The 25,173-nt window shown below is 71.0% G+C and carries 21 protein-coding genes; 20 read left to right on the top strand and 1 reads right to left on the bottom strand.

Annotated elements, in window-relative coordinates:
• Window positions 1-27 precede the first annotated feature (27 nt).
• The 7 genes from FHR82_RS30880 to FHR82_RS30850 all read left to right on the top strand — a co-directional run bounded on the left by FHR82_RS30880 (window position 28) and on the right by FHR82_RS30850 (window position 6,466).
• Window positions 28-1,461 (top strand): aspartate aminotransferase family protein, encoded by a 1,434-nt coding sequence (locus FHR82_RS30880; protein ID WP_184814062.1) that lies wholly within the window; start codon window positions 28-30, stop codon window positions 1,459-1,461.
• Window positions 1,461-2,957 (top strand): CoA-acylating methylmalonate-semialdehyde dehydrogenase, encoded by a 1,497-nt coding sequence (locus FHR82_RS30875; protein WP_184814061.1) that lies wholly within the window; start codon window positions 1,461-1,463, stop codon window positions 2,955-2,957. Before FHR82_RS30880 ends, FHR82_RS30875 begins: the two co-directional genes overlap by 1 nt.
• A gap of 192 nt (window positions 2,958-3,149) precedes the next feature.
• The gene (locus tag FHR82_RS30870; RefSeq protein ID WP_184814060.1) at window positions 3,150-3,635 is read left to right on the top strand and encodes a hypothetical protein; all 486 of its coding nucleotides are present in this window, start codon (window positions 3,150-3,152) and stop codon (window positions 3,633-3,635) included.
• 20 nt (window positions 3,636-3,655) lie between these two features.
• On the top strand, window positions 3,656-4,936 hold the full coding sequence (locus tag FHR82_RS30865; RefSeq protein WP_184814059.1) for a hypothetical protein: 1,281 nt from the start codon (window positions 3,656-3,658) through the stop codon (window positions 4,934-4,936).
• An 8-nt stretch (window positions 4,937-4,944) separates the two neighbouring features.
• Entirely contained in the window at window positions 4,945-5,718 is a 774-nt protein-coding gene (locus FHR82_RS30860) for an ESX secretion-associated protein EspG (protein ID WP_184814058.1), read from the top strand.
• 144 nt (window positions 5,719-5,862) lie between these two features.
• Window positions 5,863-6,234: a hypothetical protein gene (locus FHR82_RS30855; RefSeq protein ID WP_184814057.1), complete on the top strand. Its 372-nt coding sequence runs from the start codon at window positions 5,863-5,865 to the stop codon at window positions 6,232-6,234.
• Window positions 6,224-6,466: a hypothetical protein gene (locus FHR82_RS30850; protein ID WP_184814056.1), complete on the top strand. Its 243-nt coding sequence runs from the start codon at window positions 6,224-6,226 to the stop codon at window positions 6,464-6,466. The genes FHR82_RS30855 and FHR82_RS30850 overlap by 11 nt, the downstream gene beginning before the upstream one ends.
• Here FHR82_RS30850 and FHR82_RS30845 read toward each other — a convergent pair.
• On the bottom strand, window positions 6,395-7,294 hold the full coding sequence (locus tag FHR82_RS30845) for a S1C family serine protease (protein ID WP_184814055.1): 900 nt from the start codon (window positions 7,292-7,294) through the stop codon (window positions 6,395-6,397). The genes FHR82_RS30850 and FHR82_RS30845 overlap by 72 nt on opposite strands.
• An 89-nt stretch (window positions 7,295-7,383) precedes the next feature.
• Here FHR82_RS30845 and FHR82_RS30840 point away from each other — a divergent pair, with 89 nt between their 5' ends.
• The 13 genes from FHR82_RS30840 (at window position 7,384) to FHR82_RS30780 (ending at window position 25,169) form a co-directional block, all read left to right on the top strand.
• Complete coding sequence (locus tag FHR82_RS30840) at window positions 7,384-7,695, top strand: ArsR/SmtB family transcription factor (RefSeq protein WP_184814054.1); 312 nt, start codon at window positions 7,384-7,386, stop codon at window positions 7,693-7,695.
• Window positions 7,692-8,165 (top strand): SRPBCC family protein, encoded by a 474-nt coding sequence (locus tag FHR82_RS30835; protein WP_225943927.1) that lies wholly within the window; start codon window positions 7,692-7,694, stop codon window positions 8,163-8,165. Before FHR82_RS30840 ends, FHR82_RS30835 begins: the two co-directional genes overlap by 4 nt.
• Window positions 8,166-8,205: 40 nt before the next feature.
• A complete protein-coding gene (locus FHR82_RS30830; protein WP_184814053.1) occupies window positions 8,206-10,287 on the top strand; it encodes a S9 family peptidase in 2,082 nt (693 codons plus the stop codon).
• On the top strand, window positions 10,287-11,237 hold the full coding sequence (locus FHR82_RS30825; protein WP_184814052.1) for an LLM class F420-dependent oxidoreductase: 951 nt from the start codon (window positions 10,287-10,289) through the stop codon (window positions 11,235-11,237). The genes FHR82_RS30830 and FHR82_RS30825 overlap by 1 nt, the downstream gene beginning before the upstream one ends.
• A 787-nt stretch (window positions 11,238-12,024) precedes the next feature.
• Entirely contained in the window at window positions 12,025-13,323 is a 1,299-nt protein-coding gene (locus FHR82_RS30820) for a pyridoxal phosphate-dependent decarboxylase family protein (RefSeq protein ID WP_184814051.1), read from the top strand.
• Window positions 13,320-14,588: a lysine N(6)-hydroxylase/L-ornithine N(5)-oxygenase family protein gene (locus FHR82_RS30815; protein WP_184814050.1), complete on the top strand. Its 1,269-nt coding sequence runs from the start codon at window positions 13,320-13,322 to the stop codon at window positions 14,586-14,588. The genes FHR82_RS30820 and FHR82_RS30815 overlap by 4 nt, the downstream gene beginning before the upstream one ends.
• Window positions 14,589-14,641: 53 nt before the next feature.
• Window positions 14,642-16,333 carry an IucA/IucC family protein gene (locus FHR82_RS30810; RefSeq protein ID WP_184814175.1) on the top strand — a complete coding sequence of 564 codons (1,692 nt, stop codon included), beginning with the start codon at window positions 14,642-14,644 and terminating at the stop codon, window positions 16,331-16,333.
• Window positions 16,327-17,607 carry a type I glutamate--ammonia ligase gene (locus tag FHR82_RS30805; protein WP_311771348.1) on the top strand — a complete coding sequence of 427 codons (1,281 nt, stop codon included), beginning with the start codon at window positions 16,327-16,329 and terminating at the stop codon, window positions 17,605-17,607. Before FHR82_RS30810 ends, FHR82_RS30805 begins: the two co-directional genes overlap by 7 nt.
• A 193-nt stretch (window positions 17,608-17,800) precedes the next feature.
• A complete protein-coding gene (locus FHR82_RS30800; protein ID WP_184814049.1) occupies window positions 17,801-18,598 on the top strand; it encodes a TIGR03084 family metal-binding protein in 798 nt (265 codons plus the stop codon).
• A 175-nt stretch (window positions 18,599-18,773) separates the two neighbouring features.
• Window positions 18,774-20,423: an acyclic terpene utilization AtuA family protein gene (locus FHR82_RS30795; protein WP_184814048.1), complete on the top strand. Its 1,650-nt coding sequence runs from the start codon at window positions 18,774-18,776 to the stop codon at window positions 20,421-20,423.
• The gene (locus FHR82_RS30790; protein WP_184814047.1) at window positions 20,420-21,565 is read left to right on the top strand and encodes an acyl-CoA dehydrogenase family protein; all 1,146 of its coding nucleotides are present in this window, start codon (window positions 20,420-20,422) and stop codon (window positions 21,563-21,565) included. The genes FHR82_RS30795 and FHR82_RS30790 overlap by 4 nt, the downstream gene beginning before the upstream one ends.
• A complete protein-coding gene (locus FHR82_RS30785) occupies window positions 21,562-23,160 on the top strand; it encodes an acyl-CoA carboxylase subunit beta (protein WP_184814046.1) in 1,599 nt (532 codons plus the stop codon). The genes FHR82_RS30790 and FHR82_RS30785 overlap by 4 nt, the downstream gene beginning before the upstream one ends.
• Before the next feature lie 5 nt (window positions 23,161-23,165).
• Window positions 23,166-25,169: an acetyl/propionyl/methylcrotonyl-CoA carboxylase subunit alpha gene (locus FHR82_RS30780; protein ID WP_184814045.1), complete on the top strand. Its 2,004-nt coding sequence runs from the start codon at window positions 23,166-23,168 to the stop codon at window positions 25,167-25,169.
• Window positions 25,170-25,173: the final 4 nt, after the last annotated feature.

The following is a 25,173-nucleotide window of genomic DNA, read 5'->3' as shown; positions in this document are numbered from 1 at the left end:
GGGGTTCGCATCGGCACACTCGAAGGCATGGACCGTCTGATCGATCGCCACCGCGCCGTTCTCCCGAACTGGCTCGCGCTGTACTACTCCGACCCGCTGGAGATCGTGCACGCCCACGGGCGGCGGGTGACCGACTCGAACGGCAAGACCTACCTCGACTTCTTCGCGGGCATCCTCACCAACGCGCTCGGCTACGACGTGGCCGAGGTGAGCGACGCCGTCCGCAAGCAGCTCGACACCGGCATCCTGCACACGTCGACGCTGTACCTCATCCGCAGCCAGGTCGAACTGGCCGAGGAGATCGCGCGCCTGTCCGGCATCCCGGACGCCAAGGTGTTCTTCACCAATTCGGGTACCGAGGCCAACGAGACCGCGCTGATGCTCGCCACGCAGTACCGGCGCAGCAACCAGGTGCTGGCGATGCGGAACTCCTACCACGGCCGTGCTTTCGCCACCGTGGGCATCACCGGCAACCGCGGATGGTCGGCTTCTTCACTTTCACCGGTTCGGGTGTCCTATGTGCACGGCGGGTATCCGTACCGCAGCCCGTTCCGCGGCCTGTCGGAGGCCGACTACGTCAAGGCGTGCGTCGAGGACCTGCGTGACGTGCTCCAGACGGCGACCTCCGGCGACGTCGCGTGCCTGATCGCCGAGCCGATCCAGGGCGTCGGCGGGTTCGCCACGCCGCCGGACGGGTTGTTCGGCGCGTTCGCCGAAGTCCTTGCGGAGCACGGGATCCTCTTCATCTCCGACGAGGTCCAGACCGGCTGGGGACGGACCGGGTCGCACTTCTGGGGCATCGAGGCGCACGGCGTGACGCCCGACATGATGACCTTCGCGAAGGGACTCGGGAACGGGCTCGCCATCGGCGGCGTCGTCGCGCGCGGCGAGATCATGGACTGCCTCGGCGCCAACTCCATTTCCACGTTCGGGGGTAACCCGGTCGCGACCGTTGGTGCACGCGCTGTGCTCGATTACGTGCGGGACCATGACCTCCAGGCCAACGCCGCCGCGCTCGGCGACCGGCTGTTGTCGGGGTTGCGGGATATATCTGTCGCGAACCCGGTCGTCGGGGACGTGCGAGGCAAGGGGCTGATGGTGGGCGTGGAGTTCGTGGAGCCGGGCGGCATGACGCCGGCGCCGGCCGTGGCCACGCGCGTGCTCGAGGAGACGCGGGCGCTCGGGCTGCTGGTGGGCAAGGGCGGCCTGCACAACAACGTCATCCGGCTGGCGCCGCCGATGACGTTGACGGGTGAGGAACTGGACGAGGCGCTGGGAATCCTCGGCGACGCGATCGCCGCGGGGAGCGGAGCGACGGAGCGGGCGCCGTCTGGACTGACGAGCACGGGGATTCCTGCGCGAGGAACGAGCCCAGGAATCTCCGCGCGCAGGAGGGAAGACGGCGTCTCAGCGGAGGAGCGAAGCGAACAATTGGACACTGCTGCCGGAAAGGACCACTGATGGTCGCTCGGATCAGCCACTGGATCGACGGCAACCCGTGGGCGGGCGAGCCCGCGCGCAGGGGTGACGTGTGGAACCCCGCGACCGGCGAGGTCAGCGGGCACGTCGACTTCGCGTCGCGGGCGGAGGTCGACGAGGCGGTCGCGGCGGCGGCACGGGCCTTGCCGAAGTGGCGGAACACGTCGCTGGCCGCGCGGTCGAAGGTGCTGTTCGCGTTCCGGGAGCTGCTGAACCAGCACAAGGACGAGCTGGCGGCCCTCGTCACCGCCGAGCACGGCAAGGTGCTCGACGACGCGGCGGGTGAGGTCGGCCGCGCGCTGGAGAACGTGGAGTTCGCGTGCGGTGTGCCCGCGCTGCTGAAGGGCGGGTTCAGCGAGAACGCGTCCACGCGGGTCGACGTGTACTCGATGCGCCAGCCCCTCGGTGTGGTCGCCGTGATCTCGCCGTTCAACTTCCCGGCGATGGTGCCGCTGTGGTTCGTGCCGAACGCGATCGCGTGCGGCAACACGGTGGTGCTCAAACCGTCCGAGAAGGACCCGTCGGCGGCGAACTTCATCGCGGGCCTGTGGAAGCGGGCCGGGCTGCCCGACGGTGTGCTGAACGTGCTGCACGGCGACAAGGTGGCGGTCGACGGGCTGCTGACGCACCCGGACGTGCGGGGCATCTCGTTCGTGGGGTCCACGCCGATCGCGCGGTACGTGTACGAGACGGGCACGAGCAACGGCAAGCGCGTGCAGGCACTCGGCGGCGCGAAGAACCACATGGTCGTGCTGCCCGACGCGGACCTGGACCTGGCCGCAGACGCGGCGGTGTCCGCCGGCTTCGGGTCGGCGGGCGAGCGGTGCATGGCCGTGTCCGTCGTGGTCGCGGTCGGCCCGGTGGGTGACGAGCTGGTCGAGCGCATCACGTCCCGCATGGCGGCACTGCGGGTGGGTGATGGCTCGAGGCCGGGCTCGGAGATGGGCCCGCTGGTGACGGCCGCCCACCGCGACAAGGTCACGTCCTACCTGGACGCGGGCCTGTCGGAGGGCGCGAAGCTGGTGGTCGACGGCCGCGGCCACGAGATCGACGGCGGCACGGCGGGCTTCTGGCTGGGCCCGACCCTGTTCGACCACGTCCGCCAGGACATGTCGCTGTACCGGGACGAGATCTTCGGCCCGGTGCTGTCGGTGGTCCGCGCGGACAGCTACGAGGAGGCCGTCCAGCTGATCAACGCCAACCCGTACGGCAACGGCACCGCGATCTTCACCAACGACGGCGGCGCGGCCCGCCGCTTCCAGAACGAGATCGAGGTCGGCATGGTGGGCGTCAACGTCCCCATCCCGGTCCCGGTCGGCTACTACTCGTTCGGCGGCTGGAAGGACTCCCTGTTCGGCGACACCCATGCCTACGGCCCGGACGGCCTGCACTTCTTCACGAGGACGAAGGTCGTCACGTCCCGTTGGCTCGACCCCTCCCACGGAGGTGTGAACCTGGGCTTCCCCCGCAACGACTGACACGGGCGTCGCGCGCCGCTGTCCGTGCTGAGACGCAGGTCATGCCGATGTCACAGGCTTCTTGCGGCGAACTTGATCGAAGCGGAACCGCGGCGCCCGCGCTGCCGTCATAATGCCCGGGTGTACTGCCTGGTCACCGGCGGTAAACTCGTGGCAATCAAGGGGCGAGCATGAGCGAGGGGCGTGGTGGGCGTGCCTGACGGTGCGAACACGGACAACACCGAGAACGCGGAACAGGAACCGGGTACTCCGCAGGAGCAGGTGGAGCAGGAGATCGCGTCCACCGAGGTCATGAACTGGTGGCGCTCGCTGTTCGGTCTCGGCGGCGACCAGCCGCACGAGTCGGGCGGCGGTGGTACCGGCGGCCAGTTCATGTTCGCGAACCTGGAGGAACTCGATGCCGTCATCGCCAGGTGGGAAGACGAGCGCGAGGGAATCCTGGCCGATCGCGCTGCCATCCGCGACACGTTCCACGCGAACGCCGCGCCTGCCGGCGACATGATGAGCAAGGTCCAGTTCACCGCGTCACAGGTGTCGCTCGCGAACATGTACCAGCACAGCGACGCCATGCTCAAGTACGCGGAGAACTACATCGCGAAGCTGCGTGCCAGCCGTGAGCAGATGGCGATCATGGACGAGGGCGCCCGCGACAACCTGCGCAGCGTCCGCGAAGCCTGACGAGGGGAGGGGATCCAGGCATGACGTGGAGCAACATCCCGTTCTTCGGGATGAACGGTTCGGAGATCTACCACAACTTCCGCGGCGGCACGGGTGACAACGGCGCCGGGTTGTACGAGTCCGCGTTCAAGGTGGAGCTGCTCATCAAGCGCTACCACGAGCGAACCGACTCGATCACCAAGCTGACCACGCAGATGGAAGGCGCGTGGGAGGGCGACGCGGGTGGCGCCGCCCGGCGCGGCGCGGGTCCGCTCGCGGTCGAGCACGGTCTCGCCAAGGACAGCATGATGACCGCGCAGAACACGCTGCACAGCCAGTTCGACGCGTTCCAGTCCGCGCAGACCATGGTCACCGAGGTGCCGCCGACGCCGGACAAACCAGGTGCGTGGGACAACATCACGTCCCTCGGCGGCGCGGGCCGCGACTACGAGCGCCAGATGACGGCGGTCAACGAGGCCAACGACCACAACGTCCAGATCATGGAGAGGTACGAGTCGGCGTCGGAGTCCAACGCCTCGCGGATGCCCACGACCTACGGCCGGATCACCGACGACTACGCGCAGGTCGGCGTCGAGCAGCCACCACCGCCGCCGCCACCGGTCCCGTACGAGCCGCCGCCCCGCACGGGCACCGACCCCGGCACCGGCAACTCGAACGGCACCGGCAGTCACAGCCTGCCGGGCACGAACGACCAGTCGGGCTTCACCGGCAACAACAACTCGAACAACAACAACACGACCAACCCGAGCAACAACAACACGACGAACCCGAACGACTTCCGGCCGCCGCCGTCGACGGTGGAACCACCCCGGTTCCCGCCGGGGCAGAACCCCGGTCAGAACCCGAACAACCCCCACATGCCGGGCATGATGCCGCCGCCTTCGTTCGGCCCGAACGGTGGCGGTGGTGACGGTCGCGGCGGTGGCCGCAGCTTCGGACCCGGTGGCGGCCGGGGCTTCGGCCCGGGCGGCAGCGGCATGGGCGGCCCTGGTTCAGGTCCGGGCGGCGCTGGCTCGGGTGGTCCCGGCTCGGGTGCGCGCGGTCTGGGGTCGGGCTTCGGCCCGGGTGGCGCGGCAGCCGCTGCGGAAGGCGGAGCTGGACGCGGCGGCGGCATGGGCGGTCCCGGCGGCGGTGCGGGTGGCGGCCGCGGCATGGGCGGCGGCGGCATGGGCGGCGGCGGCCGCCGGGGCGAGGGTGAGGACGACGCCGAGCACGAGAGGCCGTCGTTCCTGGTCGAGCCCGACCCGCACGAGACGTTCGGCACCAGCGAGGTCACCGCCCCGCCGGTGATCGGCGAGTAGGGACACCGGTGCTCGAGAAGCCGCTGAAGCTGCACATGGAGGCACTGGCCCGGCTGGTGCGCATGGAGAACCTGGGCGAGCTGCACATCACGCTGAAACCGCAGGCGGTGTGGCGTCGCAAGGTCGACCAGCACCGCCTGGAGACCGACGCGAGGAACGAGTTCCAGCGCCTCGGCCTCCTGGACCGCCGCGGCCGCGTGGAGGTCGAGGTGGCGGCGTCCCTCGCGGTCCTGTGCCGCGCGGGCGCCGAGTTCTACGGCTGGATCAACGAGGGCGACAACACCAAGGGCGTGCTGGCGGGCGCCATCGGCAGGGAAGCGATCCTGGCGGTCCGCGACGGGGTGACCATCACGGTGAGCCAGATCCGCCCGGAGACACTGCCGAACGCACTGGTGGCCCAAACCCCGGAGGTCGCCCCGTCGCGGGGCGAGGCGGTCAGCGTCCTGCGCTCGGACATGCTGGCCACGGTGGGCGGCCGCCAGCGCACCGCGGCGGGGGTCGGCATGCGCCCGGCCCCGCCGGAGGTGCGGATAGTGCAGCAGGTCATCGCCCAGCCGACCACCGGCAGCGGCGAACTGTACGTAGCCGTCCGCGACCGCATGGGCCGCCGCAACCCGGTGCGAACCCCCCTCCGCTACGCCGACACCGCGACCGGCCGCTGGCTGAACTACATGACCCCGGCTCCGGAAGGCGACGAGCGGGTCCTGATCGCTCCGGCCACCCGCAACGACCTGGTAGGCCGCCTACAGGAAATGCACCGAAACCTCACGACGACGCGCTAGGGGCCGGGTCAGAACCAGGGCTGCGATCTGGTAGCCGTGGGCGACCCGGCCGGTACTCAAACCCCTGGCTCGCCGACGGCCCCAGCGTTGTCGATCTTGCCGGGGGCACCTCCGCCGGCAACCCAAGGCATACCGTGGCATGCCATGGAGACCATCGCGCTGGTGCTCGTGCTCGTCGGGTTGAGCGTCCTCGGTGGGGCGGTCGTCGCGTTGGTGCGGTTGCGGCGTGAGGTCGTCGCGACCGAGGACCGCGCCCACCAGGTCGCCGAGCGGATGAACGCCCTCCCTCCCCAGTTGACCGGCGGGTTCGGCACCGGCGACCGGCACGTGATCGTCGTCGAGCTGCTGAACCTCTTCGAGCTCGCCCACCGCGAAAGCGTCCTGACCAGGCCCTTCACCATGCTGACGCCGCGGCTGCTCCGCGATGTCGTGCACCGGCGGCTGATCGGCAAGGTGCGGGAGTCGCTGTCGGCGGCCGGCGTGCAGGCCGATGTGCAGGTGCGTCGTGCTCGCTGAGCTGGTCGTCGTCGGCGGCACCCTGCTGCTGCTCGGCTCCCTCGTCCTCCTCCGGGAGGTTCAGGACCTGCGCAGACGGGTCCGCCGCGCCGACTGGCTGCTCACCCGCGCGGACGTCGCCATCAGCGAAGCGGGGCGGGCGAGCATCGCGGTCGGTGGCCTACAGCTGATCGATCACCTGCTGGGCACGGTTACCGGGAATGGCGAACCCGATCCCGACGCTGCCCGCTGACCCGTTCGGACTCGACACCGGCGAGTACATCGCGGAGTTGATGCCGATGACCTCACCAGCGCTGTTGAACAGCGGCCCGCCGGAGTTGCCCTGGTTGATCGCGGCGTCGGTCTGGATGGCCTGGTAGGAGGTCGTGCCACCGTTCCCCTGTTGCTGCTGGGTGAACGGGAACGGGCTCTGCTGCTGCTCGTCCTCCGACACGGTCACCTTGCGGTCCAGCGCCGACACGATGCCGGTCGTCACGGTGCCCTGCAGGCCGCCAGGCGAACCGATGGCGATCACCTCGTCGCCGACCTTCACGTTGTCCGAGTTGCCGAACTTCGCGGCGGTCAGGCCATTGACGCCCTCGGCCTGGATCAGCGCCAGGTCGCTCGACGGGTCGGTGCCCAGCACGCGCGCGTCGACCGTGCGGCCGTCGGACAGGGTGACCGTCACGGTTCGCGCGTCCGCGACCACGTGGTTGTTCGTCAGGATCTTGCCGTCGGACGACAGGATCACGCCCGAACCGATGCCTTCGCCGTTCTGCAGCGTCACGTTGACCTGCACGACGCTCGGCAGCACCTTCTGGACGACCGCCGACACGTCGGTGCCCTCGGTTCCGGACGACGTCGTGCTGGACATGGTGGTCGCGGGCAGCGCACTGGCCTGGGCGGCGCCGTCGTCGCCGATCAGCGCGCCGAGGGTGCCGCCCAGCCCACCGGCGACCAGCGTCGCGGCGACGACCGCGGCGACGGTGCCCCGGCGGACACGGCGCGGCGGCCGCTGCACGGGCGGTGGCGGGTAGGCGGGTCCTGGGTAGCTCCACTGGGGAGTCATGTTCTCGCTCATGCCACCAAAGGTGCGCTCGTGCCATGAGAGAAGGCTGTGAGAGCGCACAGGCTTGACTGAGAGTTGTGGTAAGTCGTAGCTTACCGTTCGTGTCGACTTACCAAATGGACGCGCTCGGTGCCCTGGGCGACCCGACCAGGCGCGCCATCTTCGAACTCCTCGCCGCGCGGCCCCGTGCCGTCGGCGAGCTGGCGAACGAGCTCCCGGTGAGCAGGCCCGCGGTGTCACAGCACCTCAAGGTGCTCAAGCAGGTGTCGCTCGTGACCGACAGCGCGGCGGGCACCCGCAGGCTCTACCGCGTCGACCCGCGCGGGGTGCACGCCCTGCGCGACTACCTGGACCAGCTGTGGGACAACGCGCTGACCGCGTACGCGGCGGCTGTCGAGAGGGAAGAGGAATGACCACCGGCATGCAGAACCTGTCAGTCACCAAGTCCGTCACCGTCCGTGCGCCGCGCACCCGTGCTTTCGCCGTGTTCACGGAGAAGTTCTTCACGTGGTGGCCTGCCAGTCACCACATCGGCGCGGCCGAACTGGCGGACGCGGTCATCGAGCCCGAGGCCGGCGGTCGCTGGTACGAGCGCGGCGTGGACGGGTCCGAGTGCGACTGGGGCCGTGTCCTGGCCTTCGACCCACCCGACCGGCTGGTCCTCTCGTGGCACCTCCAGGGCGACTGGACCTACGATCCCGACCCGGCCAAGGCCAGTGAGGTCGAGGTGCGGTTCGTCGAGGACGAGCCCGGCACCACGCGGGTCGAACTGTCGCACCGGCACATCGAGCGCCACGACGTGCCGGAGGACGTCGCCCGCGGCGTCGGCTCCCCGAACGGCTGGGCGGGCATCCTCGCGAGCTACGCGGAGGCGGTCGCCTGACAGTGCTGAAGGTGTCGGTGCCCTCCCTTAAGGTGCGGGGGTGACCAACTCTTTCCTCAGACTGCAGGCCAGGACCCAGCGGTTCACCCTCGGCACCCCCCGCGGCTTCCAGGTCTCCCCGGACGGCTCGCGCGTGCTCTTCCTGCGCTCGGCGTCCGGGGAGGACCGGCAGCACATCCTGTGGAAGCTGGACGTCACGTCGGGCGAGGAGACGCGGCTCGCCGACCCGGACGTGCTGCTCGGCGGGCACGAGGAGCTGTCGCCGGAGGAGCGGGCGCGGCGCGAGCGCAGCCGTGAGCAGGCGGGTGGCGTGGTCGGCAACGCGACCGACGCGGACGTGCGGATCGCGGCGTTCGCCTTGTCCGGCAAGGTGTTCGTCGCCGACGCGGTGAGCGGCGAGGTCCGCGAGCTGGCGACGGAGGGCCCCGCGATCGACCCCCGGCCGGACCCGACGGGCACGCACGTCGCATACGTTGCGGGCAACGCGCTGCGGGTGGTCGCGGTCGACGGGAGCGGTGACCGGACGCTGGCCGAGCCGGACGGACCGGACCAGGCGTGCGGTGTCGCCGAGTTCATCGCGGCCGAGGAGATGGGGCGGGCACGCGGCTTCTGGTGGTCGCCGGACGGCACGCGGCTGCTGGTCGCGTTCACCGACAAGAGCGCGGTCCGCCGGTGGCACATCGCCGACCCGGCCAACCCCGACGCCGAGCCCAACGTCGTCTCCTACCCGGCGGCGGGCACGGACAACGTCACCGTGCGGCTCGCGGTCATCGGCCTCGACGGGTCGCGGGTGAACGTCGACCGCGGCGAGTACGAGTACTTCGTCACCGCGCACTGGAGTCGAGGTGGGCCGCTGCTGATCGCACAGCAGCCCCGTGACCAGCGGCGGATGGAGGTGCGCGCGGTCGACGCGGACACCGGCGCGACGACCGTGCTCGCCGAGGACTCCGACGACCGCTGGGTGGAGATCGTGCCCGGCGTGCCGGCGTGGACGGCCGACGAGCGCCTGGTCCGGGTCGCGGTGTCCGACGGCTGGAACCGGCTCGTGGTCGACGGCAAGGAGGTCACGCCGCCGGGGCTGCAGGTGCGGTCGGTGCTCGACGTCGGTACCGACGTGCTGTTCACCGCGTCCGCCGACGACCCGACGCAGGTGCACGTGTACCGGTGGGCGGGCTGGGACGCTGACGGCGTCACCCGGGTGTCCACTTCGGATGGTGTGCACGGCGCGGCGCGGGGCGGGGACGTCACGGTGCTGGTGGCGTGGTCGCTCGAGCACGCGGGGCCCAGGGTGTCGGTGCTGCGGGGCGGTGACGTGGTGGGCGAGGTCGCGTCGCTGGCCGTCGAGCCGCCGCTGACGCCCAACGTGCGGCTGATGACGGTCGGCGAGCGGGACCTGCGGGTCGCGCTGCTGTACCCGGCCGGGCACCAGCCGGGCACGAAGGTGCCGGTGCTGCTCGACCCGTACGGCGGGCCGCACGCGCAGCGCGTGCTGTCCACCCGGAACTCCTACCTGGGCGCGCAGTGGCTGGCCGACCAGGGTTTCGCGGTGCTCATCGCCGACGGGCGCGGCACGCCGGGCCGAGGTGCGGAGTGGGAGCGGGAGATCGCGTTCGACTTCGCGGGCGCGACGCTGCAGGACCAGGTCGACGCGCTGCAGGCGGTCGCGGCGTCGGAGCCGGACCTCGACCTGTCCACAGTGGCAATCCGCGGCTGGTCGTACGGCGGCTACCTTTCCGCGCTCGCGGTGCTGCGGCGGCCGGACGTGTTCCACGCGGCGATCGCGGGTGCACCGGTGACCGAGTGGCGGCTGTACGACACCCACTACACCGAGCGGTATCTGGGGCATCCCGACGAGAAACCCGAGGTCTACGACCGGAACTCGCTGATCGACGACGCACCGGGGCTCGACCGGCCGCTGTTGATCATCCACGGCCTTGCCGACGACAACGTGGTGGTGGCGCACTCGGTGCGGCTGTCGGCGGCGCTGGTCGCGGCCGGCCGCCCGCACGCGCTGCTGCCCCTGCCGGGGGTCACGCACATGACACCGCAGGACGACGAGGTCGCGGAGAACTTCATGCTGATGCAGATCAGCTGGCTGCGCACGGCGCTGGGGGTGGCGTGATGGACAGGTGGGGACTGACGCTGCCGCTGACGGGTGTGCCGCTGCCCGCACACCGTGACCTGGTGCGATCGCTGCCGGACCTGGGGTACACGGACGTGTGGTCCGCGGAGACCGCGGGAACGGACGCGTTCACACCGCTCGCGCTGGTGGCGGAGTGGTCGCCGGGCCTGCGGCTGGGCACGGCGATCGCGCCGATCTACACGCGTGGCGCGGGCCTGCTGGCGATGAGCGCGGCGACGGTCGCGGAGCTGGCACCGGGCCGGTTCGTGCTCGGCATCGGCACGTCCACACCGACGATCGTGACGAAGTGGAACGCGCTGCCGTTCGAGGCGCCGTACGCCCGGTCGCGGGACACGCTGCGTTTCCTGCGCGCGGCGCTGCGCGGCGACAAGGTGACGGAGAAGTACGAGACGTTCGAGGTGTCGAAGTTCCGCCTGGAGCGGCCGCCGACCCCGCCCCCGCAGGTGGTGCTGGCGGCGCTGCGCCCGGGAATGCTGCGACTGGCGTCCCGCGAGGCAGACGGTGCGATCACCAACTGGCTGGCCCCGTCGGACGTCCCGAAGGTGCGCTCGGAACTGGGCACCGACCCGGAGCTGGTGGCAAGGATCTTCGTGTGCCCGACAACGGACGCCGACGCCGCGCGCGGCCTGGGCCGCATGCTGATCTCGAGCTACCTGACGGTCCCGGTCTACGCGGCCTTCCACGAGTGGCTGGGCCGCGGCGACGCACTGCGCGCCATGCACGAGGCGTGGGCCGCGGGCGACCGCCAGGCCGCGAACACGGCGATCCCGGACGAGGTCGTGGACGAACTGATCGTGCACGGCCCACCGGAGAAGTGCCGGGAACGGGTAGCGGAGTACGTCGAGCAGGGCCTGACCACCCCGGTGATCTCCATCCTGCCCACCGGCGACGACCCATCGGACATGGTGCGAGCACTGGGCCGCGCCTGACAACCAACCGACCACCCGAAGGGCGGCCCTCAAAGGGGACACGTCGACGTGCCCGAGCGAGAGTCCCACTCGCTCGGGCCGTGGCCCCCTGGTTCCAGCGCAGTGACAGGCAGCGACCAACCGAAGCGCCTGCCACTGTGAGCCCGACCGAGGGTCCCATTCGCTCGGCCAGAGATCCCCGGTTTCGAGCGTAGCGAGGGATAGCGGCTTGTCGATGCGCCCCGATCGCACCGTCAGGCGTGAGTCCCGTTCGCGCGGCCGGGAAACCGCCGATCCGGGGTAGCGGCGGCTGCGGCTCGCCGAAGTGTCTGCCACCACGAGCCACGGCGAACCCCTTACTCACGGTCCGAGCCCTCGGATCTCCAGGGCAGTCGCGGCAGCGGTTTGTCAAGCGTTCGTCGTCGTGTGGCCGAGCGAGAGTCCCATTGGCTCGGCCAGGGGACCCCCGAATTTCAGCCTAGTGGTGGGGGCTGACAGTGGGAGTCCGCTGCGAGCGGGGCTGTGGACAACCGACTCGGTTGTGGACAACCCGCCGTGAGCAGGGGCCCGGCGTCGGTGCCAACCCGTACGCTGGAAACCGGGGGCCGGAGGCCGCCCCCGGCCGGTCCGTGGCCTTGTCTCGGCGGCAGCGGTTGGCTCACAAGGGAGGCGGCCGGATGGCTCAGTCGGGTGCCCGGCATGTGTCCGCATGACCGGGTTCCGGGGCCGCCGCGACCCGTGACACCGTCCCCCACCTGGAGGTCCAGTATTCTCCTCCAGAAGTTAGGTTCGCCTAAGAAGGAGTCCCATGCTGGCCAGTCCCGAGTCGGTGCGTGACCTCGTCACGGTGGCACTCGACGCCATGGCGGGTGCCGCTCCGGCCCGGCCCGTGCCGCCCGGCGGGCCTGCCGCGGTGGCCGCGACCCTGGACGTCGACCTCCTGCCGGACACCGGGATCGGCGAGAAGGCCGCGCTCGACCAGCTCAGCCGGCTCCTCGTCCAGGGGTCGGTCGACACGACCCACCCCTGGTGCGCCGCGCACCTGCACGGGCCACCGCTCGCCGTGTCCGCCGCCGCGGATCTCGTCGCCAGTGTGCTCAACCCCTCCATGGACTCCTGGGACCAGGCGCCCATCGCCAGCGAGATCGAGGGTGCGCTGACCGCCGCGCTCGCCCGGCTCATCGGTCACACCTCCGCCGTGATCACCAGTGGTGGCACCGAATCCAACCTCCTCGGGCTCCTCCTCGCCCGCGAGGCGCACGGGCCCGTCCAGGCCGTCTGCGGTCGCAACGCACACCACAGCATCGCCCGCGCCGCCTGGGTGCTCGGCCTGCCTGCGCCGCTCGTCGTGGACTGCGAGCACGGCCGTATGCGGGTCGGCCACCTCCGCGAGGTGCTCGCCGGGCTTGACCGGCCCGCCGCCGTGTTCGCCACCGCGGGAACCACAGACACCGGCGCCATCGACCCCGTCGCCGACATCCGTGCCGCCGCACCGGACTCGTGGCTGCACGTCGACGCCGCCTACGGTGGCGCCGCGCTCTTCAGCGACCGGCTCGCGCCACTGCTCGACGGGCTCGTCACCGCCGACTCGGCCGCCATCGACCTGCACAAGTTCGGGTGGCAGCCCATCGCGGCCGGGGTGCTCGCCACCCGGCGGCCGCTGACCGCGCTGGACGTCCAGGCCGACTACCTCAACGCCGAGGACGACACCGACGCCGGGCTGCCCGACCTGCTGGGCCGGTCGCTGCGCACCTCCCGGCGGCCCGACGCGTTCAAGATCGCCGTGTCCCTGCGTGCCCTGGGGCGGCGGGGGATGGGCGCGCTCGTCGAGCACTGCTGCACGGTCGCCGGGGAGGTCGCCGACCTCGTCGAACGGCACCCGGGACTGGAACTCTGGGACCGGCCCACGTTGTCCACTGTGGTCTTCCGGCCCGTCGGGGCCGCGGCGGACGACGTCGCGGCCGTGCGGCGGCGGCTGCTCGAGGACGGCACCGCCGTGCTCGGCCGCGCCACCATCGACGGGGAGGTGTGGCTCAAGCTGACCTTGTTGCGCCCCACCGCTACCGTCGACGAGTACGCCGGTCTCCTCGACCTGGTCGCGCCGTGATCCCAGACGGCCCCTACGACCTCGTCGGCGTCGGCATCGGCCCCGCCAACCTGTCGCTCGCCGCGCTCTCCGACCCGCTCGACGGCCTGCACACCGCGTTCTTCGAACGGGAGAGCGCGTTCCGCTGGCACCCCGGCCTGATGATCGACGGCGCCTTCCTGCAGGTGCCGTTCCTCGCCGACCTCGTGTCCCTCGTGGACCCGACGAGCCAGCTGTCGTTCCTGTCGTACCTGCGCGCCCGCGAACGGTTGTACCCGTTCTACTTCGCGGAGAAGTTCCACATCCCGCGAGCCGAGTACGCCGACTACTGCGCGTGGGTGAGCCGCCGGTTGCCCAACCTGCGGTTCGACCAGTCGGTCCTCGCCATCCGCTGGTCCACAGCGGATGACATGTTCGAGCTGGACATCGCGCCGACCGGGCGGGTGCTGGCCCGCAACGTCGTGCTCGGTGTCGGTACGGAGCCGAAGACACCCGCGCCGCTGCGGCCGTTCGCCGTGCACTCCGCAGACTACCTGCCCGCCCGCGAACGGCTCGTCGCCACCGAGGACGTCACGGTGGTCGGGTCCGGGCAGTCCGGCGCCGAGGTGTTCCTCGACCTGCTGCGCGCACGCCCGGCCGGGCGTGGCACGCTGCGCTGGCTCACCCGGACCCCCGCGTTCGCGCCCATGGAGTACTCCAAGCTGGGGCTCGAGCAGTTCACCCCGGACTACACGCGCTTCTTCCACGGCCTCGACGAGCCGACCCGCGACCGGCTCGTGCCCGCGCAGTGGCAGCTGTACAAGGCGATCAGCGCCGACACCATCGGCGAGATCTTCGACGAGCTGTACCAGCGGACCGTCGGCGGCGGCTGGCCGGACGTCGTGCTGGCGCCCGGTGTCGAGGTCACCGCCGCCACCGAGAACGGCGGCGGCGTCGAGCTGTCGCTGCGGCACGTCCACCAGGGCGGGCACGCGACCGTCACGACCGACGCGATCGTGTGCGCGACCGGTTACCAGGAACGGGATCTCGGCGACCTGCTCGGTCCACTCTGGACAGGCCTGGACCGCGACGCGGCCGGCAGGCTGGTGGTCGACGCCGACTACCGCGTCGGCACGGCGACCCGGGGCTCGCTCTACGTGCAGAACGCCGAGCGGCACACCCACGGCGTCGGCGCCCCGGACCTCGGGCTCATCGCGTGGCGGGCCGCGACGATCCTGAACTCGGTGTGCGGCAAGAAGGTCTACCCGCTGCCGGAGCGGACCGCGTTCACCACCTTCGGATTGTGAGGACTCCCGTGCAGACGACCTGGCTGCTGGCCGGTGCCCTGATCACCGGCAAGATGCTCGGCGAGCTGAGCTACGAGGGCCTGTTTGTGCCCACTGTGGACGGTGCCGAGCACGTGCTCGCGCTGCCCGGCGCGACCTACCGGTTCCGTGCGCGGCGGGGTGCGTTCGAGACGTGGCACGTCGAGCCGGGCAGCGCCACCCGCGACGGCGAACCAGCCTGCGATCCCCGGCAGCTCGTGGTCGACGCGCGCGAACAGCTGGGGCTGACCGGTCTCCGGCTCGCGGACGTGCTGAGCGAGATGACCGCCACCGTCGCCAACGAGGCCGCCCGGCTCGCGCACGCGCCGACCGCGGCCGAGCTGGTCGCCATGGACTACGACCACGCCGACGGTCACCTCACCGGCCACCCCCGGCTGGTGCTCAACAAGGGCCGCGTCGGCTTCTCGGCGCGGGACCGCGAGGAGTACGCGCCCGAGGCGGGTAAGGCGTTCGCGCTGCGGTGGTTCGCCGTGCACCGCGACTTCGCGTCGTTCCGGTGTGTGGCAGAGCTTTCCGAGGAGCAGCTGCTGAGCGAGGAGCTTGGCGAACAGCTGTCAGGTTTCCGGGCCGGACTGTCCGATCCGGACGACTATGTGCTGGTCCCGGTGCACCCGTGGCAGGCCGACGAGATCATCGGCACGCTCTACGCGGCGGAGGTGGCGGCGGGCACGGTCGTGCCGGTGGGGGTCAGCGACGACTCGTACCTGCCGCACCAGACCGTCCGCACGCTCGCCAACGTCACCCACCCCACGCGCCGCGACGTGAAGACCGCCGTGTCCGTGCGGAACACGCTCGTCTACCGTGGCCTGGCCCAGGCGGCGACGCTCGCCGCGCCTGCCGTCACGACGTGGCTGCGGTCGATCAGCGCCGCGGACCCGTTGCTGGACAAGGAGTACCGGTTCGAGCTGCTCGGCGAGATCGCGAGCGTGTCGGTGAAACACCCGCTGCTCGGCCACATCGACGAGCTGCCGTACCGGTTCCACGAGACGCTCGGCGCGTTGTGGCGGGAACCGCTGCGCACGCGGGTGGGGGCGGGCGAGCGGGCGTTGTCGTTCGCCGCGCTGCCCTACCGCGGCCCGGACGGCGAGGCCGTGATCACCAGGCTGATCCGTGAGTCCGGTGTGAACGCCGAGGAGTGGCTCGGCACGTGGCTCGACCTGTTCCTCACACCGTTGCTGCACTGGCTGCTGCGGTACGGCGTCGGGTTCTGCCCGCACGGCCAGAACCTGATCCTGATCACCGACGAGCGCGGGCTGCCGGTGCGGGTCGCGATCAAGGACTTCGCGCAGGGCGTCGACCTGATGGACGAGGAGCTGCCGGAGTACGCGTCGCTCGCGCCGGAGGCGAACGCCGACATGCTGCGGTGGGCGCCGCACCTGCTAGCGCAGTCGCTGTTCAGCTCCGTCTTCGCAGGTCAGTTGCGGTTCCTGGCCGAGGTCCTGCTCGACGACCTCGACTACCCGCGGGCCGCGCTGTGGACCAAGGTCCGCGAGATCGTGCGCCGCTACCGCGACGAGCACCCGGAGAGCACGGCCCGCTTCGACGCCTGCCTCCTGTTCGCGCCGGACGTCGAGCGCGTCACCCTGAACCGCGAACACTTCGCGGGACAGGGCTTCGACAAGATCGACCGGGACGACGAGTTCGACGTCCGCTTCGGCCGTGCCAGGAACCCGCTCGCCGCCCCGGATCCGGACGGCGCGTGGTGATCGTCAACCCGCGCCCGCGCGGGCCCCGCACGCTCGCGGCCCGCGCGTCGGTCGCGGAGACCGTCGCCGCGGAGCTGAGAGCGCGGATCGACGACGGCGCGGTGCGGCACGTGACGCTGCTGGTGCCCGACCCGCACGCCCGGTTCGCCGCGGTCGAGCTGGGTGCCCGGTTCTTCGCCGACACGGTACTGGCCGAGGGCTACGGCCTCTGCACCTATGCGTTCGCGTGGAACCCGGAGCGGGTCGCCGTGGTGGCACCGGTGTTCGAGCCGTACACGTCGACCTACGGTGACCTGCGGATACGGCCGGACCTGTGCTCGGTCCTGCCGGACGGTGCCGACGGCGTGCTGGTCGTGTGCGACGCGGAGGACATCGAGTTCGCGCCCCGCACGGTGCTGCGCCGGCAGGTGTCGCTGGCGGAGTCCATGGGTTTCGTGCCGTCGGCGGGCATCGAGCACGAAGTAACGTTCACGACGCCCGAGGGTGAGCCGCTCGTGTCCGACGGCCTGGACTACGCCGCGGGCGGACTGAACCCGTTGCGCCCCTTGCTGACAGCTGTCAGATCCGCTGTCGACCCACTGGGAGTGGAGTCCCTCCGGGGTGAGTGCCATCCTGGCCAGTACGAGGTCGTCCTGGGGCACCGCGATGCGCTGGCCGCCTGCGACGACGCGATGCTGCAGCAACTCCTGGTGCGCCGGGTGGCGGCCGAGCACGGTGTACGGGCGGGTTACCTGGCGGCGGAACGGCCGGGCGCGGGCAGCTCGTGCCACGTCCACATCTCACTGTCCTCATCGGACGGATTCCCTCTGACGCACTTCGTCGCCGGGGTGCTGCGTGCGGCGCCGGACCTGACCCCGTTCTGGGCGCCGACGTGGAACTCGTACGTCCGGCTGCGTACGTCCGCCTTCTCGCCGCGCGTGGTGCGGTGGGGCGTGGACGACCGGACGGCGTCGGTCCGCGTGGCCGGGACGGGGGCGTCGACGCGCGCGGAGGTCCGGTTCGCGGGCGCCGACGCGCAGCCGCACCTGGTCGTGGCCGCGATCCTGGCGGCCGGGCTGTGGGGGATCGGCGAAGAGCTGGCGCCGCCGGAGCCGGGTGAGCTGCCGGTGACACCGTGGGCGGCGCGGGCGGCGCTGGCGTCGTCGGACCTGGCGAGGAAGCTGCTCGGGGAACAGGTGGTCGATGCCCAGCTGGCCCACCTCGACGAGGAGATCACCGCGTCCTGCGACACGGTCACCGACTTGCAACGTCGCCGGGGCGACCTGCGCGCCTGAGCCGCGCCACGTTGGCCAGCAGTTCCACCGACCCCGGCGTCGGTAGGGAGAACTGGACCGTGCAGGTGACGTGTCGAGCCGGTTGGGAGAGCCGATCCCAGGTCGCGCGCCCGAGGTCCACCGACCCGCTGACCGGCTCACTCGAAAAACAAGCATGCTTGCTTGATTGCGTCGCCCGTGCCATCGTGGACGCGTGGTGGAGCTGAACGCCCTCGTGGCCGACCTGCGTGCCGAGGGCGACGAGATCGACGCGCTGGTGCGGGACCTGCCCGCGGACGGGTGGGCACGCGCGACGCCGGCCAAGGGGTGGACGGTCGCGCACCAGATCGCGCACCTGGCCTGGACCGACGAGCGGGCGATGCTGGCAGCGACCGACCCGGAGGGCTTCAAGGCGGAGTTCGCCGGGTACGCGGCGCGGGCGACGGAGGGCCTGGACGCGGTCGTCGACGCGGAAGCGGTGAAGGCGGCGGCGCGACCGGACCTGCTGGACTGGTGGCGCGCGGGGCGGGACAAGCTCGCGGCCACGCTGCTGGACCTGCCCGCGGGGACGAAGCTGCCGTGGTACGGCCCGCCGATGTCCGCGGCGTCGATGGCCACGGCGCGGCTGATGGAGACGTGGGCCCACGGCCAGGACGTGGCGGATGCCCTCGGCACGCGGCGGACCCAGACCGGGCGGCTGCGGCATGTGGCGCACATCGGGGTGCGGACCAGGGATTTCGCGTATCTGGTGCGGGGCAGGCAGGCGCCGGCCGAGCAGTTCCGGGTGGAACTGATGGGGCCGGGCGAGGAGCTGTGGACGTGGGGACCATCGGACGCGGCGCAGCGGGTGACCGGGCCTGCGCTGGAGTTCTGCCTGCTGGTCACGCAGCGTGTGCACCGCGCGGACACGGCTTTGGTGGCCGTCGGTGAGGACGCGGACGCGTGGTTGGACATCGCGCAGGCGTTCGCGGGGCCGCCCGGCACTGGCCGCGAGCCCGGGAGCCGGGGATGACGGCGGGCTTGGCCGCCGGCCCCCGAATCCACGCTACCGGCAGCCACCGACAGTTCTTCTCATACGGGGGCCGGTTGTCCACAGCTGCGGAGTTGTCCACAGGCTCGGCTCGCGAGCGGGCCACATCGTCGGTGCCTTGCCGTAGCGTTGAACCGGGGGCCGGAGGCCAACCCTCATGATTCGTATCGGGAACGCTTCCGGGTTTTACGGGGATCGGTTCTCCGCTGTGCGGGAGATGCTCACCGGCGGGCCGCTCGACTACCTCACCGGTGACTATCTCGCCGAGCTGACCATGCTCATTCTTGGGCGGGACCGGATGAAGGACGCTTCGCGCGGGTATGCGCGGACCTTCCTCCGGCAGCTCGAGGACTCACTCGACCTCGCGCTCGAGAAGGGCGTCCGGATTGTCACCAATGCCGGTGGGCTCAATCCCGCGGGTTTGGCCGCCGCTGTCCGGGAGTTGAATCCGCGGGCCAAGGTCGCCCACGTCGAAGGGGACGACCTCCGCCACCGCGGGTTCGACGGCGCGCTCACCGCCAACGCCTACCTCGGTTGCTGGGGCATCGTCGAGTGTCTCAACGCGGGCGCCGACATCGTCGTCACCGGGCGGGTCACCGACGCCTCGCTCGTCGTCGCGCCTGCTGCTCACCATTTCGGGTGGGGGCGGGAGGACTTCGACCAGCTCGCCGGGGCCACCGTCGCCGGGCATGTCATCGAGTGCGGGACCCAGGCCACCGGCGGGAACTTCGCCTTCTTCACCGAGATCCCGGACCTCGCGCATCCCGGTTTTCCCATCGCCGAGATCGGCAGCGACGGGTCGGCCGTCATCACCAAGCACGCCTCGACCGGGGGCGCCGTCACCGTCGACACCGTCAAGGCCCAGCTCCTCTACGAGATCGGCGGCCCCCGTTATCTCGGGCCGGACGTCACCAGCCGGTTCGACACCATCAGGCTCACCCAGGACGGGCCGGATCGGGTCGCCATCGCCGGGGTGGCCGGGGAGGCGCCGCCCGACACGCTCAAGGTTTGTGTCAACACCCTCGACGGGTTCCGGAACAGCATGACGTTCGTCCTCTGCGGACTTGACGTCGACGCCAAGGCGGCATTGGCCCGGCAGCAGCTGGCTGACGCCGTCGGTGCTGACGGTCTGGAGTGGACGCTCGCGCGCACCGACCACCCCGACGCCGACACCGAGGAAGCCGCCTCCGCTCTCCTCCACGTCACCATCCGCACCCCGGGCCCCAAGCGCGCCAAGGCGTTCTCGCGAGCGGCTGTGGAGCTGGCGCTCGCTTCCTACCCCGGCTTCACCCTCACCTCCCCGCCAGGGGACGGCTCGCCGGTCGGGGTCTACCGGCCCGAGTACGTGTCGCAGGACTCCGTCGAGCACGTCGCCGTGCTGCCCGACGGGACCCGCACCACCATCGCGCCGCCGAACGTGCGTGCCGTTGACTCCGCGCCCGCGGTGGAGGACGACAGTCCGGTTCCCGGCGGCCCCACCAGGCGGGTACCCCTCGGCACGATTGTCGGTGCTCGGTCCGGGGACAAGGGAGGCGACGCCAACCTCGGTGTCTGGGTGCGTGACCCGGCCGCCTATCCGTGGCTGGCCGCCGAGTTGACCGTCGACCGGGTCCGGGAGTTGTTGCCCGAGGCCAGGGACCTCGACATCGAACGGCACCCGCTGCCCAACCTGACAGCTGTCAACTTCGTGCTGCACGGGCTGCTCGGCAAGGGGGTGGCCGCCTCCTCCCGGTTCGATCCGCAGGCCAAGTCGCTCGGCGAGTGGTTGCGGTCCCGGTACGCCGACATCCCCGAGGAGCTGCTGTGAACCCCTTCGACACGCCGGAGCGGCGGGCGCTCCGGGAGACGACACGGCGCTTTGTCGAGAAAGAGGTACGGCCACATCTCGACCAGTGGGAGCGTGACGGCGAGCTACCCCGTGACCTCCACCGCAAGGCCGGGGAGCTGGGGCTGCTCGGCCTTGCGTTCCCCGAGAAGGTCGGTGGCGGGGGTGGTGACGTCATCGACGCCACCGTCGTCACCGAGGAGGTCCACTACGCGGGCGGGTCCGGCGGGCTCGTCGCCTCCCTGTTCACCTCCGGCATCGCCCTGCCGCACATCGTCACCGCGGGCGACCCCGGCCACGTCGACCGCTGGGTCCGGCCGACGCTCGCCGGGAACCTGATCGGCTCACTCGCCGTCACCGAACCTGACGGTGGTTCGGACGTCGCGAACGTGCGCACCACGGCCAGGCGAGATGGCGACCACTACATCGTCAACGGTGCCAAGACGTTCATCACCTCCGGTGTCCGGGCCGACTTCGTCACCACCGTCGTGCGCACCGGCGACTCCGGTGCGCGTGGGCTGTCGTTGCTCGTGGTGGAACGCGGCACTCCCGGCTTCACCGTCACCCGCAAGCTCGACAAGATGGGCTGGCACTGCTCCGACACCGCCGAGCTGTCCTACGTGGACGTCCGCGTGCCCGCGAAGAACCTGGTCGGGGAAGAAGGTCAGGGGTTCGCGCAGGTGGCCACCCACTTCGTCACCGAACGGCTCGCGCTCGCCGTCCAGGGGTACGCCACCGCGCAGCGTGCGCTCGACCTCACCGTCGAGTGGTGCCGCCTCCGGGAGACGTTCGCGCGGCCACTCATCTCCCGTCAGGTTGTGCAGCACAAGCTGACCGAGATGACGCGGCGCGTCGACGTCGCCCGCACCTACACCCGGAACGTGGCCCTGCGGCACGCCGAGGGTGAGCAGGTGATCGCCGAGGCGTGCTTCGCGAAGAACACCGCCGTCGAGACCGGAGAGTGGGTCGTCAACGAGGCCGTGCAGCTGCACGGCGGACTCGGCTACATGCGTGAGTCCGAAGTGGAGCGCCACTACCGCGACGTCCGCATCCTCGGCATCGGTGGCGGCACGAACGAGATCCTGACCGGACTGGCCGCGAAAGTGCTGGGGTACCACTCGTGACGACGATCAACTCCGCTGTGGACACGACGTCCACCGAGCACAAGGCCAACCGCGAGGCCATGCTCGACAAGCTCGCCGAGATCGAGGCCGAGCACGCCAAGGCCGTCGCGGGCGGTGGCGACAAGTACGTCGAGCGGCACCGCAAGCGCGGCAAGCTGCTCGTCCGCGAGCGCATCGAGCTGCTGCTCGACCCCGACTCGCCGTTCCTGGAGCTGTCGCCGCTCGCCGCGTGGGGCACCGACTACAAGGTCGGCGCCAGCGTCGTCACCGGCATCGGAGTCGTCGAGGGCGTCGAGTGCCTGATCAGCGGGAGCGACCCCACGGTCAAAGGTGGCGCGAGCAACCCGTGGACCACCAAGAAGTCGTTCCGCGCCGCGGACATCGCCGCGCAGAACCGGCTGCCCACGATCAACCTCGTCGAGTCCGGCGGCGCGGATCTCCCCACGCAGAAGGAGATCTTCATCCCGGGCGGGCGGATCTTCCGCGACATCACCCGGGCGAGCGCCGCTGGGTGCCCGACCGTCGCGCTCGTCTTCGGCAACTCGACCGCCGGTGGTGCGTACCTGCCGGGCATGTCCGACTACGTCGTGATGGTCGCCGAACGCGCGAAGGTGTTCCTCGGCGGGCCGCCGCTGGTCAAGATGGCGACCGGCGAGGAGTCCGACGACGAGTCGCTCGGTGGCGCCGAGATGCACGCCCGCACGTCCGGGCTCGCCGACTACCTCGCCGTCGACGAGGAGGACGCGATCCGCATCGGGCGCCGGATCGTCGCGCGGCTCAACTGGCGCAAGCACGGCCCGGCGCCCGCGAGTGTCTACAGTGAACCGCTGTACGACGCGGAGGACCTGCTCGGCATCGTGCCGACCGACCTGAAGGTGCCGTTCGACCCGCGGGACGTGATCGCCCGCGTGGTCGACGGTTCGGACTTCGACGAGTTCAAGCCGTTGTACGGCAGCAGCCTCGTCACCGGCTGGGCGCGGGTGCACGGCTACCCGGTCGGCATCCTCGCCAACGCACGCGGCGTGCTGTTCAGCGAGGAGTCGCAGAAGGCCGCGCAGTTCATCCAGCTCGCCAACCAGATCGACACGCCGCTGATCTTCCTGCACAACACCACCGGCTACATGGTCGGCAAGGAGTACGAGCAGGGCGGCATCATCAAGCACGGCGCCATGATGATCAACGCGGTGTCGAACTCGAAGGTGCCGCACCTCTCGATCCTCATGGGCGCGTCCTACGGCGCGGGGCACTACGGCATGTGCGGTCGCGCCTACGACCCGCGGTTCCTGTTCGCGTGGCCCAGTGCGAAGTCCGCGGTCATGGGGCCGCAGCAGCTCGCGGGCGTGCTGTCCATCGTCGCCAGGCAGGCGGCCGCGAGCCGCGGCCAGGAGTACAACGAGGAGCACGACGCCGCGATGCGGACCATGGTGGAGAACCAGATCGAGGCGGAGTCGCTGCCGATGTTCCTGTCCGGCATGCTCTACGACGACGGCATCATCGACCCGCGCGACACCCGCACGGTGCTCGGCATGAGCCTGTCGGCGATCCACAACGGGCCGGTCAGCGGTGCTGGCGGCTTCGGCGTCTTCCGGATGTGAGCGGGATGATCACGACACTGCTCGTCGCGAACCGGGGCGAGATCGCCCGCCGGGTCTTCCGTACCTGCCGCACGTTGGGTATCTCGACCGTCGCGGTGTTCTCCGACGCCGACGCGGACGCCCCGCACGTCCGGGAGGCCGACGCCGCGGTCCGGCTGCCCGGCGTCTCGCCGGCCGACACGTACCTGCGTGCCGGCCTGATCATCGACGCCGCACGCGAGTCAGGTGCGGACGCGGTGCACCCCGGCTACGGCTTCCTGTCCGAGAACGCCGCGTTCGCCCGTGCGGTGATCGACGCCGGGCTCTCCTGGGTCGGGCCCACACCGGAGGCCATCGAGCAGATGGGCTCCAAGATCGAGTCCAAGCGGCTCATGGCCGACGCGGGCGTGCCCATCCTGTCCGAACTGGACCCGGCCGCGATCACCGAGGCCGACCTGCCGGTGCTGGTCAAGGCGTCCTCGGGTGGCGGCGGGCGTGGCATGCGCGTCGTGCGGTCGCTGGCCGAACTCGACGACCAGGTCGAGGGCGCGCGGTCCGAGGCGGCGTCGGCGTTCGGCGACGACACGGTGTTCGTCGAGCCGTACCTGACAACCGGCAGGCACATCGAGGTCCAGGTGATGTGCGACCGCCACGGCACGGTGTGGGCGGTGGGCGAGCGCGAGTGCTCGATCCAGCGCCGCCACCAGAAGATCGTGGAGGAGTCGCCGTCGCCGCTGGTCGAGCGGGTCGCCGGGATGCGCGACGAGCTGTTCGCCGCCGCCCGCAGCGCCGCCAAGGCGATCGGGTACGTCGGCGCGGGCACCGTCGAGTTCCTCGCCGACGAGGCAGGCCGGTTCTACTTCCTGGAGATGAACACGCGCCTGCAGGTCGAGCACCCCGTAACCGAATGCGTGTCAGGTCTCGACCTCGTCGGTCTGCAGATCGGGGTGGCGGAGGGCAGGCCGCTCCCGGCCGGGCCGCCGCCGTCGCAGGGCCACGCGATCGAGGTCCGGCTCTACGCCGAGGACCCGGCAGCCGACTGGCGCCCGCACAGCGGCACGCTGCACCGGTTCGAGGTGCCCGGGGTGATCGCCACGTTCGCCGTCCCCATGGGCACGGGCATCCGGCTCGACTCCGGTGTGGACGGTGGCACGGTGGTCAGCCCGCACTACGATCCGATGCTCGCCAAGGTGATCTCCGTGGCGCCGAGCCGGGACGTCGCCGCGCGTGCGCTCGCGGCCGCGCTGACCAAGGCGAAGGTGCACGGCATCACCACGAACCGGGACCTGCTCGTGAACATCCTGTGCCACCCGGCCTTCCTGGCGGGTGACACGGACACGGCGTTCTTCGAACGCCACGGCCTCGAGGAACTCGCCACCCCGCTCGCCACCGAACCGACCGTCAGGTTGTCCGCACTCGCCGCCGCACTGGCCGACGCCGCCGCGAACCGGGCGGACGCGAAGGTCCTCGGCCGCATCCCCAGCGGGTGGCGCAACGTGGTCTCCGGGCCGCAGCGCAAACGCTTCACCGTCGGCGAGACCGAACACGACGTCACCTACCGGCTCGGCCGCGACGGGTTGACCGGCCATGACGGCGTCCGGCTCGTCGAGGCCACGCCGACCATGGTCGTGCTCGACGTGGAAGGGCTGCGCCGCCGGTTCGACGTGGCATCCTACCCACGACTGTCCGTTGTGGACTCGCCGTTCGGGTCGGTCGCGCTGGTGCCGGTGGAGCGCTTTCCCGACCCGGCCACGCAGGTCGCGGCCGGGTCGCTGCTGGCGCCGATGCCCGGCACGGTCGTGCGGGTCGCGGTCGAGCAGGGCGACAGGGTCACCGAGGGCCAGCCGCTGCTGTGGCTGGAGGCCATGAAGATGCAGCACCGGATCAACGCTCCCGCGGACGGTGTGGTCACCGAACTCGGTGTCACGACGGGAGATCAAGTCGAGGTCGGCCGGGTCCTGGCCGTCGTCAGCGCCGAGCACGTGACGAGGGAAGACGTCGTCCCAGCGGAGGAGCGGAGCGAACGATGAATAC

This window comes from Actinophytocola algeriensis, from assembly GCF_014203735.1.
GTDB lineage: Bacteria > Actinomycetota > Actinomycetes > Mycobacteriales > Pseudonocardiaceae > Actinophytocola > Actinophytocola algeriensis.
Note: the sequence above shows the minus strand (reverse complement) of the source record. Positions and strands in the feature narration are given on the sequence as shown.

What these genes read in the sequence shown, in the direction of transcription:
- FHR82_RS30875 (WP_184814061.1), top strand. Translation starts at nt 1,461, where the DNA reads ATGGTCGCTCGGATCAGCCACTGGATCGACGGCAACCCGTGGGCGGGC.
- FHR82_RS30810 (WP_184814175.1), top strand. Translation starts at nt 14,642, where the DNA reads ATGCTCGGCGAGCTGAGCTACGAGGGCCTGTTTGTGCCCACTGTGGAC.
- FHR82_RS30835 (WP_225943927.1), top strand. Translation starts at nt 7,692, where the DNA reads ATGACCACCGGCATGCAGAACCTGTCAGTCACCAAGTCCGTCACCGTC.
- FHR82_RS30845 (WP_184814055.1), bottom strand. Translation starts at nt 7,294, where the DNA reads ATGAGCGAGAACATGACTCCCCAGTGGAGCTACCCAGGACCCGCCTAC.
- FHR82_RS30795 (WP_184814048.1), top strand. Translation starts at nt 18,774, where the DNA reads ATGATTCGTATCGGGAACGCTTCCGGGTTTTACGGGGATCGGTTCTCC.
- FHR82_RS30865 (WP_184814059.1), top strand. Translation starts at nt 3,656, where the DNA reads ATGACGTGGAGCAACATCCCGTTCTTCGGGATGAACGGTTCGGAGATC.
- FHR82_RS30820 (WP_184814051.1), top strand. Translation starts at nt 12,025, where the DNA reads ATGCTGGCCAGTCCCGAGTCGGTGCGTGACCTCGTCACGGTGGCACTC.
- FHR82_RS30780 (WP_184814045.1), top strand. Translation starts at nt 23,166, where the DNA reads ATGATCACGACACTGCTCGTCGCGAACCGGGGCGAGATCGCCCGCCGG.
- FHR82_RS30825 (WP_184814052.1), top strand. Translation starts at nt 10,287, where the DNA reads ATGGACAGGTGGGGACTGACGCTGCCGCTGACGGGTGTGCCGCTGCCC.
- FHR82_RS30855 (WP_184814057.1), top strand. Translation starts at nt 5,863, where the DNA reads ATGGAGACCATCGCGCTGGTGCTCGTGCTCGTCGGGTTGAGCGTCCTC.
- FHR82_RS30880 (WP_184814062.1), top strand. Translation starts at nt 28, where the DNA reads ATGGACCGTCTGATCGATCGCCACCGCGCCGTTCTCCCGAACTGGCTC.